Here is a 13,607-nt window from a genome sequence, read left to right as displayed (position 1 = left end):
CCTCCCCTTGTAATCTCTTGTGATCAATCAAGGAGATTCCGCCATGATCAGGCAACCCCAACCAGAGCAAGCAGCTGGCCGCTCAGCCTGCCCAAAGGCCGTACAACAGCTGCTGTACCTGCTGCTACTAACAGCCACCAGCCAAGCTGACGCCACCCCTTCATTTACCGCCGCACTGGAAGCCAGCTGGCAAGCCACTCCAGAGCAACAGGCCCTGCGCGCCACGCAAACACTGTATCAACAACGTCGCCCAGACTGGTTAACCAGTGCGCCAGAGCTGGCTGTCGATTACACCCAGGGAGATCCGGCCGCCGCTATCGGTTCCGAATGGCAGTTAAGCCTGAGTGCAACACTCAGCAAACCCAACCAATATCACACCCGCAGCCAACTCAACCAGACCTCAGCCCGATTGATCCACACGGAACGGGACTATCAACGCTGGCTTTGGTCGGGGCGATTACAACACTGGTGGTGGCAATGGCAACAGCTATCGCTACAGCAACAGCGAAATACCAAGCGTCTGAGCGCAATGACCCAGCAACTCGACTGGTTGCAATTGCTGATTCGTCAAGGTGAACGCCCGGCCGCGGATCGCCTGCCCTTGCAGCAAACCTTGCAGCAATTAAAAGCCAGCCAGCTAACCTTGCAAAGCCAGCAACACGACTTATCCATCCAGTTTCGCCAGTGGACAGGCCAGGAAGATCTGCCGGACGATTGGCAGTTTTCCGCCGCTGCGGCACAACCACTGGAGCAACACCCGCTGCTGCGTTTCCAGATAGAGCAACGCCAATACGCACTGCTCAACCAGTCTCTCAGCCGTCAACAGGCACTGACACCCAGTGTCTCTGTAGGCGTCAAGCATCTTGCCGCGACCTCGGATACCCCTACCAGTGATTTGCTTGTGCTGGGACTCAGCCTGCCTCTGGGCAGCGATGGTTACCAGAGCCAACGGGCGCAATGGCGTGAGGTGGCACAACAACAGCGGGCCGAACGGGATGTTCGCCAACAACTACAACGCCAGCAACAGGTGCTGGCCAGCCAGTTACCCGCTCTGGCTCAACGGGTAGCCGAGCTGCAGCAATTGAGCGCCGACGCCAGCCAGCAGTACAACGCCCAGTACCGGGCCTGGCAGCAAGGGCAACTGTCAGGGCTGGCCTGGCTACAGGTGCAAAACAGTATCTGGCAACTGCAGCAACAGGCTGACGAAGCCCGCCTTACTTACCAACAAGCCATCAGTGACTGGAACCAACTTCAGGGGGTGATACCACAATGACGTTTTTGAATATGTTGTCTGGCCATTTGAGCCAAGATCAATCCGCACACTGCCAAGTGGGCAACACACCACAACAGCAGGTTAATCTGGCATCCGCCACACTGATCGTTACCCTGACCGGTATCCTCGCCCTGCCGCTGCTAACGTATCAGGCCGAGGCATTACCTCTCGATAGCACCGAACAGCAACGACTTGGGGTCGAATTCAGCACCCTGACAACCCAGGCCCAACTGCCACTGGCGGTGTTGCCTGGCAGTACCGCTGTCAGTGACCACCAGCGCCTGCAACTGATAATGCCATTCGAAACCCGGATCGAGCAGTGGCTACAACCCTCCGGCCAGCATCTCAATGCCGGTCAGCCGCTATTACAACTGCACAGCCACGAAATACAGGCGTTTATCCAGAATCATCAACGCCAGCAACAAACCGCCCGGCTGTGCCAACAGCGACTGACCTATCTGCAAGATCGCCAGCGCAGCGGCCTGAGCACCCGCCTTGATATCGAAGAAAAATCCCTCGAATGCCAGCAACTGAGCGACAGCGTCAGCAGCAACCAACAGGTGCTGACCCATTTGCCATCCGCATGGCTGAACACTCACGACGCCGAATTTACCCTTAACAGCCGCAGCTCAGGCTGGTTGATCCGGCTGAATCAACAGACAGGGCAAATCGCCAGCCCGGGCACAAGTCTGGCGGAATTCTGGCCAGACAGCGCCTTGGCGATTCTGGTTGAGGTACCGATCCGGCTGGCCCAACAGCTACAGCCTGGACAGTCGTTAGCGGTACGTCCTGTCGGCTCCGACGACCCCAGCGTGACCGACACCCACACCGCAACAGTGCAGCGTATTGAGCAAGGCATCAGCATCACGGGTCAGCAACAGGTCTGGCTGCAACTACAAACAGGACAACCGGTTCCCGGACAACGCTGGCAAGTCACCATTCCGTCGGCGCAGTCCGGCTGGGCGATTCCTGCCTCTGCCCGAGTCCGGGCTCAGGGCCAATCCTGGGTATTCCTACAACAGCATCATGAGATCAAACCGCTGGCGGTCAAGCCCATCGCCGAAGGCGGCGGCTACTTGCTAATCCCGGCCGCGACCTTGCCTCGGCAGCCAACACTGGCTACCCGCGGCACGGCGGCCCTGATGTCTTATTGGCAAGCCAGTAGTGAGGAGGACAAATAATGCTGTCGCACTGGATTCAAACGGTTCTGATGCAGCGGATACTGATTCTGGTGATCAGTTTCGGCATCTTGGCCGCAGGGGTAGTCAGCTATCAGAACCTGAGGATTGACGCCTTTCCGGAAATATCTCCAACCCAGGTCAAGATCATCCTCAAGGCCCCGGGATTACCGCCAGAAGAGCTGGAAACCCGCGTAACCCGCAAGATCGAAGTTGAATTACTCGGTATTCCAAACCAGTCGATCCTGCGTTCCGTCGTAAAATACGGCCTGACCGATATTACCGTCGACTTTGCCGATGGCACCGATATTTACTGGGCACGCCAGCAGGTATCCGAACGTCTGGCCGCTGTCTGGCCTGAGCTGCCAGCCGACATCAGTGGCGGAATTGCCCCCATGAGCACCCCACTGGGCGAACTGTATATGTTTACCCTCGACGGGCCACAATCGCTGGCCGAAAAACGCCGTATTCTCGACTGGCAAATCCGGCCCTTGTTGCGCACGGTACCCGGTGTCGCCGATATCAATGCCCTGGGTGGCAAGGTTGAAGCCTGGGCTGTGATTCCCGATATGGCAGCCCTGGCACAGGCCGATCTGACTCTGGCCGACTTGCAACACTTTCTGCAACAGAACAACCGCAATGACGGCGCCGGACGGCTGGAAGACGGCGAAGAAGCCATTCTGGTCAGTAGCACCGGCCGCATCACCACGCGGGATGACCTCGCGAATCGCGTCCTGGTCTATCGTAACGGCAGCCCGGTACGCCTCAGTGACGTTGCCACTGTCCAGCTCGATAGCCTGACCCGCTATGGCGGTGTTACCGACAGTGGTCAGGGCGAAACTGTCGAAGCTCTGGTCGTGGCTTTAAAAAATGCCAATGCCCGCCAAGTAATCCAGGGAGTCCAGCAAGCTCTCGACACCCTCAACCTGCCAGCCGGAATGGAGATTGGGGTCTTTTACGACCGCAGCAACCTGACCCAGCGGGCCGTTGGTACTGTCACCGAAGCGTTATGGATCGCCGTAGTACTGGTGATTGTTTTGCTCGGTCTGTTTATTGGTAATGTCCGTACGGCACTGGTAGTGGCTGTGAACCTGCCAATGTCAGCGCTGATGACGTTTATCATCATGGACAAACTCGGCATGAGCGCCAACCTGATGAGTCTCGGCGGACTGGCGATTGCCATTGGTATGCTGGTCGATGGCTCCGTTGTGGTGGTTGAAAACACCGTAACCCGCTTGCAAACCAGTCATGCCGGTTTGCCCCGCCTGAATGTGATCTTCCGGGCGATTCACGAAGTGGCTGTCCCCATTGTGTCCGGCACCCTGATTATCCTGCTGGTGTTTTCACCGCTGGTGACCTTGCAAGGTCTGGAAGGCAAGCTGTTTGCTCCGGTGGCGCTGACCATTATGTTCGCCCTGGCAAGCAGTTTACTGGTATCCCTGACCCTGATTCCGGTACTGACCAGCTGGCTGATCCAGGCCGACAAGGTAACCACCCCGCGATGGGTATCTGGCTTGCAGTCGGCCTATCGCCACTCACTCGAACGGACGTTAGCCAACCCATGGCCAATGCTCACAGGTCTGGCTCTGGCCGTGGTGGCCAGCCTGGTGGCTTTCACTCAGACCGGTAAAGCATTTATGCCTGAGATGGATGAAGGAGACCTGATCGTACAGCTGGAAAAAATTCCGACCATCAATCTGGAGGCTTCGCTGGCCATTGATACCCAGGTCGAAAAAGCCTTGCTGGCAGCGGTGCCGGATATCCAGCGCATTGTTGCCCGCGCCGGTTCTGACGATCTTGGCATGGACCCGATGGGACTCAACGAGACCGATATGTTTTTGCAGCTCAAGCCCGTCGAACAATGGCAAGCCAATAGCAAGGCAGAGCTGAGAGAACAGATTCGTACCATTCTGGAACAGTTTCCCGGTTTGAACTACGGTTTTACCCAACCGATTGATATGCGGGTGTCCGAGATGATTTCCGGTTCTCGCGGCGACCTGGCCATCAAGTTGTTTGGTGCAGACTTGTCACAACTGCAAGCGGTCTCCGAACGCATTGCCAGCCTGATGAAATCCCTGCCAGGTACAGCAGAAGTCATGCTGAACCAGGCGGATGGCATGCACTATCTGACCATTACCCCGGATGCGACCCGTATCCAGCAGCTGGCATTGACCGTTAATGAAGTCCAACAATCTCTGCGGGCCGCTCTGGAAGGTATCAGGGCTGGAGAAGTGATTTACCCGGACAGGCAAGTACCCTTGCTGCTCCGCCATCCGCGCCCGGCACAAATCAGTGCCCTGCTGAACGAACACTGGCTGGTCACTCCCGCGGGGGATGCCGTACCGCTGGCGGAACTGGTCAACGCCACCGAAGCACCCGGCCCGGTGTTGGTGAAACGGGAAAATGGTCAGCGTTTTGCTGTCGTCACCGTCAATGTCGAAGGCATCGCCCTCAGCGACTATGTCGCCGCCGCACAACTGGCTGTCAGCCAACACATCGACCTGCCCGGCGGCTATTACCTCAACTGGGGAGGTGAATTTGAAAACCAGCAACGGGCCAATACTCGTCTGGCAGTCATGGTTCCGGTAGCCATTGCACTGGTTTTACTGGTGCTGTTTACCACCTTTGGCCGCATCAACGAGGCTCTCCTGATCCTGTGTAATATCCCGTTTGCCCTGATCGGTGGAGTGCTGGCGCTCTGGCTCAGTGGCGAGTACTTATCGGTACCGGCATCTGTCGGCTTTATTGCCTTATTAGGTATTGCCGTTATGAATGGTGTCGTGCTGGTTGATCAGTTCCGGCATTTACAGGCACTGGGCCAGCGCGGACTGGCGATGATTCTGGAGGCGGCAGCCGGACGGCTGCGGCCGGTATTGATGACCGCCAGCACCGGTGCGGTTGGTTTGCTGCCGTTGTTATTTGCTACTGGGCCGGGCAGTGAAATCCAGAAGCCATTGGCCATTGTAGTTATCGGCGGTCTGGTCACATCGACGCTACTGACCCTGTATGTTCTGCCACTGCTTTATCGCCGTTTTATTCTGGAGGCCACCCAATGAGTGCAACCGAGACCAACACACAACCACACACCTTGCTGACCCTGTCACTGCCACCCCGACAGGCCGATGTAGTGACCGACTGGTTACTGCAACAGGGATTACCCGGCTTCAGCTCCTGGACCGGTTGGGGCCATAGCAACCGCCTTGACCAGCTTTCCATCAGTGAGCAGATTCAGGGAAAACAAAACCGTACGTTCATCAGCCTGCATCTGAGCGAGCCACAATACCAGGCAGTCCTGGAGAATTTGCGCCAGAGGTTCAGTAGTTTTGATATTCACTATTGGGTACAAGCACTGCTGGCCAGTGGTCGCCTGACTCAGCGGTAATCCGGATTAAGAGGCAAGGACAGACGGACAATCAACCCAGCTTCAGCGCCGTTTTCAAACCGGATCCGGCCCTGATACTGCTCAACAATATCCGCCACAATAGCCAGCCCCAAGCCGAAACCCGGGCCACTTTCATCCCCCCGAACCCCAGGCTGATGCAATACCGTCAATTGCTCCGGTGCAACGCCGGGGCCATTGTCGGTAATCGTCAGCTGCAATTGCCCATCAATTTCGGTGGCCTGTACGTCAACAGTGGTGGAGGTCCATTTACAGGCGTTATCCACCAGATTCCCCAGCAGTTCAAACATATCTTCCCGATCACCGGGAAAAGGCAACGCCGCTGGTAATTGCTGGCGAATAATCACCTCGGGATACAACTTGGCCATGCTTTGACAAAGCTGCTGCAGCAGCTCCGTCAGATCAATTTGCGGTGCCCGACTCATCAACCCGGCGATTCTGGCCCGCTTCATTTCATTATCGATCATATGGTTCATCTGTTCGATTTGCTGCAGAGAAATATGCCAGTCCCCTTCCGGCTGACTGCGGGCGACATCGTTGAGGCGATTGTTTAACACCGCCAACGGCGTTTTTAACGAATGCGACAGATTACCGCTGGCCATACGAGCACGTAACAAACGTTCGCGGGTCCGTTCACCCAGCCGGTTGATTTCATCCACCAGAGGTTCCAGCTCCTGCATTTCGGGTGCTTCCAGGTGATCCCGTTCCTGCCGTGCCAACTGGCGCAATTGCTGCTGGATCTGTTCAAAGGGCAATAACGCCTCGTTGAGCTGACGGCGCTGCCAGACAAAAATAGCCGCCATCAGTACACTCAGCAACAGCAGCAAGGTTACAAACGCCTGTACAAATACGTCCATAATAGGGAGGAAATCTTCTGCGATCTGCAACTCTACCTGCCGCTGCCCCACCGTCAGCGACTGGCTCATCACGTACAGGTTTTGCTCCGGTATGACCTGCTGCCAGCTCCACAAGGTCTCTCCCGCCAGGCGTTGCATTTCCAGCGCCCGATCCCCCAACGAAGGCGACTTCAGTTGCTGGCCATTCCAGTTCACCTGGTAATAATGGCCGGATTCCAGGGCAACAAAGATGGGCGGTAAAATATGTTCATCAATATCCATGCGGTCGTCGTGCCAGTGAATCTCCTGCAACAACAGGTCTCGATCATGCTCCAGCCGGGTTTTGAAATAATCGGTAGCGGATACAAACAGCGCGATAGCCGTGGCAGTGGCAATCAGTACGATGATCACCAACTGCCCCACCAGCAAAGAGCGGAACAACCGGGCCGACAAGGACCACATTAGCGTTTCCCCATCAAGTAACCCTGACCCCGATAGGTGTGGATGCGTTGCTGGCCGATTTTCTTGCGCAAGCGGCGGATATAGACCTCCACCAGATTTTCATTCTTTTCTTCTTGCCAGTCGTAGGTTGTATCCAGCAGCTGCTGCTTGGAGACAATTTGCCCGGCTTTTTGCATCAACAAACGCAACATGGCGAACTCGGTAGCAGTCAGGCTTGCACACATGCCGGCACCATCAGAGACCTGCTGTTTGGTTTCATCCAGAATCAGACCATCCACCACCAGCTGAATTTGCCCCTGTTGCTCAACCCGACGCCGTAATGCTTCGAGCCGCGCCAGTAGCTCTTCACTCTGGAACGGCTTGCCAAGGTAATCGTCAGCCCCGGCATTCAAACCATCAACCCGCTCCTGCCAACTGTTGCGCGCAGTCAGAATCAGCACCGGTGTGCTGATCCCTTGACGACGCCAGCCAGCCAGTACTTCCAGGCCCGACAGATAGGGCAAACCCAGGTCGAGTACCACACACCCGATAACATCCTGATGCTCCGGTAAATACCGGGCAGCCCAGTCCCCCCGCTCCAGATACTCGACACCATAACCAGCCTTGCTGAGATAACGTCCAACATCCCGACTGAGCTGGGGATCATCTTCAACCAACAGAATATTCAACAACAACCTCCAACCCCGCTGACGCCAGACCACCCGCAGCCAGAGTCAGTAAACAACCACTAATCCAGAAACCAAGACTAACATATGTCAGAGGGGCGGTTGGCTCCGGGTACGCTTCAACCACTGCTGCACCCAGGCTGGCCACTGCTCCGACAACTGATCATCCTGAATATCGAACCGCTGGCCATAAGCATTCAATTCAATCTGCCAGGCGTGTAACAAATGATGGGATGCACCCAAATCAGCAATCTCTGCCGGGGTTAGCGCCTGCTGCAGGCGCTGTAGATAATAGCGGCCGCCGTGGGCGTAAATCTTGTCGGCCACAATCGGATGTCCCAATGCTGCCAGCTGCGTCCGCAACTGGTGTTTACGGCCGCTTTTTAATTCGCATTGCACCAGCGTCATCCCGGCCTGACTGGCCAGACACTGAAACAGGGTGCGACTGAGTTTTGCCGCACCAACGCAGGCAGTCTGATCCTGCTCAGGGTCCACCACATGCATCTGACAACGAATGGGGCTGTCACGTCGTTCCGCCAGATAACATTCAAAATCCAGCTGCTGCCAATCCGGCTGGCCATACACCAGCGCCAGATAACACTTGCGTTGCAGCAGACGGTCAAAGCGTTTTTTCCAACGTTTGTTGGCGGCGGAATGCTTGGCCAGGACCAGAATGCCCGATGTCTCCGCATCCAGCCGGTGCAGCAAGTGTGCTTCGGTCGCCGGACTTTGACGGCGCACCAGATTGATCAAGGTATCGTAGGTATTGCGGGTGGTACGAGACACCGCCAAGCCGGGAGGCTTGTGCACCGCCATCAACTCATGGCTTTGCCACAGCAATTGCCAGCGCGTATCGGCCGGGCCTTCCTGATGCCCGGGCAACCAGAAGGCAAACCCTTGCCCTGCCCTCAATACCAACGAGGCATCGTGGCAGCGCTGCCCGTCAACCAAGATCTCGCCCCGGTCGAGCGATGCAGCCAACGACAGTCCATCGCGACGCTCACACCAGTGAGGCCACAGGGTGACCAAGGGCTGATCATCGAAGCACTGCCCTGTCAGCCAGAAACCATCTGCGTCAAACCCTGTGTTGTCGGGTGCCGTGCTGTTGATCGTTGTGCTGTCAGGCCCGGTGTCAGACGCTGCCGCTCTGGACAGGCTCAAGCATCCTGCTCCAATGCCTCAACCCACAACACCCCGACATCCACCCGTATCACCTTGACGGTGGTTCCGGCCGCCAGCGGCTGTTGGCTTTTGAGTTTCCAGTCAATGCCGGAATAACGATGGCTGCTGTTGCCGCTGAGATCCACATCCTGCTCCAGCACAAACGCATCACGGGCAAAGTCGCTGTTGACCGGGGTGATTTGCTGTTCGTTTTGTAATCGCTTCAAGGGCCGCCACAATGCCAGGGCAAAGCCGCAAGTCAGCGCGGCATTGCTCCATAACGCCGAAGTCGGCGTTTCCGGCAACAGACCAACCAGCATCAGCAAGCCCGATACCACCAACGACAAGCCCAGAAAAAACAGCACCAGCGAGGCAAAACCCAGGATGGCGACTTCAACGATCAAAGCCAGAATCCCCGCCACCAGCAAAGCCTGGGGAAGGTGTGACAACAGGTAGCTCATGATGAGTTTCCTTGTAATAGGGTGATTAAGGCGAGCAAGGTGGTCACGCCAGCTGCTGCAACAAACGTTCAAATGCCGTCAGGTCGGTATAACGTGTCGCCTCGCTGGCGGCGTGACTGATAAACGTCCCTTCTGACTGACGGATGCCACCTTCGATCATCAGGTTATCGTGCAGACCAAATTCTTCTATTTTTAATCCGTCCCGATCACGAATATCGCCCTCCGGGCCTGGGACTGGCTGTCCGGCAGGGCCAAATTGCGACCAGCTGCGAGCCAGAAAAGAGGCAGGATCATTACTGTAGCCTGACAGCCGTTTTCCCAGCCCGCGCGCCAGACCCAGCTCGTATACCGTGCCCACATCGGCACTGGGGCCACGGAAAGGCGTCAGATTGGCAATCAGGATATCCGCTTGCCGGATCAGCGCTTCGTTGCCTCGGCTGATCGCCCAGGGTAATTCATCGGGGTCCGGACTCTGGACTTCCGCATCCAGCGGAAACAGGCCGATAAAACCGTGACGCTGGCACAAGGCTTTCTTGGCCATTCCCAGTTCGACAGCATCGGCTAAAAATACTTCTGGCCCGGCAAGGTAAATTACAGCAGTGGTCATGGCAGCATCTGATTGGTGATATTAGTGGTATTGGTGATAAGTGGGGATGGTGGCGGCAAAAGCCGTCAGGCACAAGATGCCTGACGCCGACGCGGTATTTGCTAGCCCTTGTTCAGGCTGTTGATAATCGTAGTGGCCGTTGCCACCATGCTGCTGGCATCGGTGCCGCTATCGGGCAGCAAGACAACAGACGATTCCTTGGCAATGGCGTGCTTGGCCTCAATGGCCTTGGAAGCCAGCTCCAGCTGAATCGCTTTTTGGCCATCCTCGGTATTGGCAATATCACCAACCATTTTTAATGCCATGGCACGGGCGCGCGCCACAGCCACTATAGCCTGGGCTTCACCTTCGGCCTGCAGCATCTGTTCTGCCTTGTCGGCTTCTGCCGCCAGTACCCGCGCCTGCTTCTCACCCTCGGCCACGTTAATGGCTGACTGGCGATCCCCTTCGGATTCCAGAATCTGGGCACGCTTGACCCGCTCGGCTTTCATCTGCGCTTCCATCGACTGCATCACCGATTGCGGCGGCACAATATCCTTGATTTCGTAACGCAGTACCTGAATACCCCAAGGCTCGGCGGCTTCGTTAATGGAGGTCACAATATTGATGTTCAGCAAGCTGCGTTCTTCAAAGGTACGGTCGAGCTCCATCTTGCCCAACTCGGAACGCATGGTGGTTTGCGCCAGCTGAGTCACGGCAAACACATAGTTATCGACGCCGTAAGTCGCCTTGTACGGATCCAGTACCCGGAAATACAACACGCCATCAACGCTCAGGGTAATGTTGTCGCGGGTAATAGCCGACTGGCTGGGGACATCCTGCGCTTGTTCCTTGAGGCTGCGGTCGGCGGCTACCCGATCGATAAAGGGCACAATAAAGTTAAGGCCAGCCTCTTTGGTGGAGTGGTATTTGCCAAATCGCTCAATCAGCCAGGCCCGGTTTTGCGGTACAAATTTAATGCTGCTGCGCACCAGTACCAGCACAAACACCAAGACAATAGCTTCGACCGAAAAAACCAGCGAGAAAAGTGAATCCATGATGGACATCCTGTGTGAAGAAGACCTGTATTCTGAGGCGGCTCTTACACTCGGCGCAAGCGCTCAACAAGCATTTGTGCCAGTGAGTGCCAACAAGGTGATACCGTTCTGGATCAGAGTGCCCCACGCTCGGTATGGTTCGCCAGCACACCATCCAGGTGGTTGTAGCGCTGTTTCCAGTGGCGCAAAAAGGCCAGATCATCGGCAAAGGCCGGTGCCAGAGGCTGCGCAGCCTTGGCCTGGGTAATCCCCTGCGCCGGTTGTAACTGGTTACTGCCTTGTGGCACTTGCAATGCCCGCAGGCAATCGCTGCTGTAGCGATGGCTATCGATATTATCGACCACCCACCATTCCGCTTGCAGACGGTCGTGGGTAATGTCCAGCAACACATAACCGCGGAAGTAAAAATTCACAAACGCCAGATGCGGCAGCAAGGCTTCCAGCGAGGCAGCGGCCATCTGCGCCTGGGCATAACTCTCGATACCCGGCGAAGTGACTGCCGGTGTCACAAACTCCACCCCCAGTGGTTTGCCCGCCTCCGCCGCAAACGGATTCTGATACAACTCAAACGCCCAGGATGAATGAATATCCCCGGTGAGCACCACCCAGTTATCGACATTGGCCTGACTGACGGCATCAAACAGGCGTTGACGGGCAGCAGGATAACCATCCCACTGGTCGTAATTGAAGGGCATATCATTGGTGCCCAGCTGGGCCACCATGACTTGCTGACCACTCAGCTTCCAGGTCACTCCCTGTTGCTGGGCGTTGGCGAGATTGGTGTAGAGCCACTCTTCCTGGGAGTAACCCAACAACGTACGACCGGGCAAGTTGCGCTCTTCCATCGACTCGGCCTGGGCATCACGCCCGGCCAGCCGGGTGTCCAGCATGCTCAGGTCGACCAGATCCCCAAACCGGAAGCTGCGATAGATCCCCATCTCCGGTTGCGACGGTTCACGGATTGGCATCCACTCCAGATACGCCTGCACCGCACCACTCAGACGTGAACGCCAGTCGCCCTCGCTCTCGATATCGTGGTTGTCGGCCCCTCCCGTCCAGGCATTATTGGCCACTTCATGGTCATCCCAAATCACCAGAAACGGATGCTGGCGATGCACTTCCTGCAAGTCCTTGTCCTGCTTGTAACAGGCGTGGCGCTGGCGATAATCCTGCAACGAACGAGTCTCATGCAAAGGCACGTTAATACGGCCACTGTGCAGACAATCGTCAAGATCAGCGTATTCATAGATATAATCGCCCAGGTGCAAAATGGCATCGAGATCGGCCCGCTGCGCCAGCTCCCGATACACATTGAAATAACCTTTGGCAAAGTTGGAGCACGAGGTGTAGGCAATACGCAAATGCGCCACCGACCCTTCCGGCAAGGTTCGGGTGCGGCCGACATCGGAGTAATGGCCGTCGGCCTCGAAGGCGTAATAATAAGTAGTGGCCGGTTGCAAACCGCCAACATCCACCTTGACGGTAAAATCACGGCTGGCATCGGTAAAACCGGTTCCTTCCTTCACGACCTGCTGCAGCTGCGGATCCGTGGTTATCAGCCAGCGATAGGAAATACCAAACGCACTCCCGGTCGTCGTGATACGCGTCCACAGCAAGACCTGATCGGTCAGCGGATCGCCACTGGCGATGCCATGCTGGAACGGGTAAGGCGTACGTTTCCCACCCGGCTTGACTACCGGGGCAAACAGGCTGGTACTGGCGCTGTCCAACAGGAACTCCCGACGAGTCAGGGCCATGGTCTCTCCGCAACAAATCTCATCAGCCGGATTAAGCCGTTGGCCGATGACAACCCGATGGCCAGCCCTTGACGTTCATGTTGCGATTTAGAGTCAGATAGATGACAGCGGTAGTCGACTGAGATTGATGGGGTAATACCCTTGGGGACATCCATTTAATCCTGCACGGCTCTGCGCGAGTGTTGCCGTTGTTCAGGGCAAGGCGACGAATGCAGCGAAATGACGAGTCCTTTTCAAATTCGTCAACACCGCACTGGACGGCGGCAACCCGCGCCCTTCGGGGACTGCCGGATGATCTCGACTCGGTGTCGCCGACTTTTGACTTGACCCGTCAGGCCTGCAAGTCGGCTTCGTGATTCGAAACCATCCGGTAGCCCAGAGTGAGCACCGGATTAAATAGATGCCCCCCTTGGCCTGCAAACCGCATGATTTTCAGAAAAATAACCCGGCTGGCAATCACATGATGCAGAGCATATTCGCAGGTATCCGGCTTTCTTTTGGGGCAGCAGCTGCACAGAGTTTTTCAACGTCGATCACACTCATAAAAATCTGGCTGTCATCGTCATTTTTGGCCCTGTTTTTATGAATATGGATCATCTCGCTGACAAGGATTTCACCGCAAGCGGACTGTGTGGTGGCAGAATAAACCGAAAAGCACGAGGGTGTTCATAGTTCTGTGTCACACATTACTTACAGATCCACGTAGCCGTCGATCCGTCCTTCGAAGTGGATGCTCAGCTGCGACAGCGTCAGGTTCCAGTTTTGCACCG

Annotated in this window: 11 protein-coding genes; 4 read left to right on the top strand and 7 right to left on the bottom strand. The window is 56.2% G+C overall.

Translation table 11 applies throughout. The annotated features are described in order from the left end of the window. Positions 1 to 43: 43 nt before the first annotated feature. The 4 genes from Q4551_RS08415 to Q4551_RS08400 are packed head-to-tail and all read left to right on the top strand — an operon-like array spanning position 44 to position 5,833. Complete coding sequence (locus Q4551_RS08415; RefSeq protein ID WP_303433104.1) at positions 44 to 1,273, top strand: hypothetical protein; 1,230 nt, start codon at positions 44 to 46, stop codon at positions 1,271 to 1,273. Further along, positions 1,270 to 2,454: an efflux RND transporter periplasmic adaptor subunit gene (locus tag Q4551_RS08410; RefSeq protein WP_303433103.1), complete on the top strand. Its 1,185-nt coding sequence runs from the start codon at positions 1,270 to 1,272 to the stop codon at positions 2,452 to 2,454. Before Q4551_RS08415 ends, Q4551_RS08410 begins: the two co-directional genes overlap by 4 nt. Then, a complete protein-coding gene (locus Q4551_RS08405) occupies positions 2,454 to 5,507 on the top strand; it encodes an efflux RND transporter permease subunit (RefSeq protein ID WP_303433102.1) in 3,054 nt (1,017 codons plus the stop codon). Before Q4551_RS08410 ends, Q4551_RS08405 begins: the two co-directional genes overlap by 1 nt. After that, a complete protein-coding gene (locus tag Q4551_RS08400; protein ID WP_303433101.1) occupies positions 5,504 to 5,833 on the top strand; it encodes a DUF3240 family protein in 330 nt (109 codons plus the stop codon). Before Q4551_RS08405 ends, Q4551_RS08400 begins: the two co-directional genes overlap by 4 nt. Here Q4551_RS08400 and Q4551_RS08395 read toward each other — a convergent pair. From Q4551_RS08395 to Q4551_RS08365, 7 genes are all read right to left on the bottom strand, one after another. Then, positions 5,824 to 7,149, bottom strand: coding sequence for a sensor histidine kinase (locus tag Q4551_RS08395; protein ID WP_303433100.1), 1,326 nt, complete (start codon positions 7,147 to 7,149; stop codon positions 5,824 to 5,826). The genes Q4551_RS08400 and Q4551_RS08395 overlap by 10 nt on opposite strands. After that, on the bottom strand, positions 7,149 to 7,817 hold the full coding sequence (locus Q4551_RS08390) for a response regulator transcription factor (RefSeq protein ID WP_303433099.1): 669 nt from the start codon (positions 7,815 to 7,817) through the stop codon (positions 7,149 to 7,151). The genes Q4551_RS08395 and Q4551_RS08390 overlap by 1 nt, the downstream gene beginning before the upstream one ends. Positions 7,818 to 7,904: 87 nt before the next feature. Then, positions 7,905 to 8,975 carry an RluA family pseudouridine synthase gene (locus Q4551_RS08385; RefSeq protein WP_303433097.1) on the bottom strand — a complete coding sequence of 357 codons (1,071 nt, stop codon included), beginning with the start codon at positions 8,973 to 8,975 and terminating at the stop codon, positions 7,905 to 7,907. After that, the gene (locus tag Q4551_RS08380) at positions 8,972 to 9,436 is read right to left on the bottom strand and encodes an NfeD family protein (RefSeq protein ID WP_303433095.1); all 465 of its coding nucleotides are present in this window, start codon (positions 9,434 to 9,436) and stop codon (positions 8,972 to 8,974) included. The genes Q4551_RS08385 and Q4551_RS08380 overlap by 4 nt, the downstream gene beginning before the upstream one ends. Positions 9,437 to 9,479: 43 nt before the next feature. Continuing rightward, positions 9,480 to 10,043, bottom strand: a complete 564-nt coding sequence (locus Q4551_RS08375; protein WP_303433094.1) for a nucleoside 2-deoxyribosyltransferase — start codon at positions 10,041 to 10,043, stop codon at positions 9,480 to 9,482. A 101-nt stretch (positions 10,044 to 10,144) separates the two neighbouring features. After that, positions 10,145 to 11,080, bottom strand: a complete 936-nt coding sequence (locus Q4551_RS08370; protein ID WP_303433093.1) for a stomatin-like protein — start codon at positions 11,078 to 11,080, stop codon at positions 10,145 to 10,147. A 113-nt stretch (positions 11,081 to 11,193) separates the two neighbouring features. Further along, a complete protein-coding gene (locus Q4551_RS08365) occupies positions 11,194 to 12,837 on the bottom strand; it encodes an alkaline phosphatase (RefSeq protein WP_303433092.1) in 1,644 nt (547 codons plus the stop codon). Positions 12,838 to 13,607: the final 770 nt, after the last annotated feature.

This window comes from Oceanobacter sp. 5_MG-2023, from assembly GCF_030548165.1.
In the GTDB taxonomy this organism is placed as follows: Bacteria; Pseudomonadota; Gammaproteobacteria; order Pseudomonadales; family Oceanobacteraceae; genus Oceanobacter.
Note: the sequence above shows the minus strand (reverse complement) of the source record. Positions and strands in the feature narration are given on the sequence as shown.

Excerpts from the sequence above, each read along its gene's own strand:
- Q4551_RS08415 (WP_303433104.1), top strand. The coding sequence starts at position 44 with ATGATCAGGCAACCCCAACCAGAGCAAGCAGCTGGCCGCTCAGCCTGC.
- Q4551_RS08410 (WP_303433103.1), top strand. The coding sequence starts at position 1,270 with ATGACGTTTTTGAATATGTTGTCTGGCCATTTGAGCCAAGATCAATCC.
- Q4551_RS08405 (WP_303433102.1), top strand. The coding sequence starts at position 2,454 with ATGCTGTCGCACTGGATTCAAACGGTTCTGATGCAGCGGATACTGATT.
- Q4551_RS08400 (WP_303433101.1), top strand. The coding sequence starts at position 5,504 with ATGAGTGCAACCGAGACCAACACACAACCACACACCTTGCTGACCCTG.
- Q4551_RS08395 (WP_303433100.1), bottom strand. The coding sequence starts at position 7,149 with ATGTGGTCCTTGTCGGCCCGGTTGTTCCGCTCTTTGCTGGTGGGGCAG.
- Q4551_RS08380 (WP_303433095.1), bottom strand. The coding sequence starts at position 9,436 with ATGAGCTACCTGTTGTCACACCTTCCCCAGGCTTTGCTGGTGGCGGGG.
- Q4551_RS08375 (WP_303433094.1), bottom strand. The coding sequence starts at position 10,043 with ATGACCACTGCTGTAATTTACCTTGCCGGGCCAGAAGTATTTTTAGCC.
- Q4551_RS08370 (WP_303433093.1), bottom strand. The coding sequence starts at position 11,080 with ATGGATTCACTTTTCTCGCTGGTTTTTTCGGTCGAAGCTATTGTCTTG.
- Q4551_RS08365 (WP_303433092.1), bottom strand. The coding sequence starts at position 12,837 with ATGGCCCTGACTCGTCGGGAGTTCCTGTTGGACAGCGCCAGTACCAGC.